This window comes from Pseudomonas sp. SIMBA_067 (genome assembly GCF_046534675.1).
GTDB classification, from domain to species: Bacteria; Pseudomonadota; Gammaproteobacteria; order Pseudomonadales; family Pseudomonadaceae; genus Aquipseudomonas; species Aquipseudomonas putida.
Map to the genome: position 1 here is coordinate 1 of NZ_JAWRYH010001395.1, position 234 is coordinate 234.

A 234-nucleotide genomic window follows, 5' to 3' on the forward strand; every position below is an offset into this window, starting at 1 on the left:
CTGCAGGCGCGGGTGGCGTTGATCGTGCCTGCCGAGCACTGCAGCCACTTCCAGTTGCCCGCACCGCCGGGGCTCAGGCGTGAAGAATGGCCATTGTTGCTTGAAGACCGCTTGCTGCAGAGCGCGGATGAGGTGGTGTGTGGATGTTTGGGCCGTGAAGCCGGGCAGGTGCGGCTACTGACCGTGGCACGTCAGCATCTGGAGGGCTGGCGCGGGCAGTGTGTGGAATGGGGG

At 65.8% G+C, this 234-nt stretch carries 1 pseudogene; it reads left to right on the top strand.

Going from position 1 to position 234, the window contains the following annotated elements:
- Positions 1–234, top strand: a pseudogene (locus tag SB765_RS33960) (type II secretion system protein GspL); the annotation flags it as partial.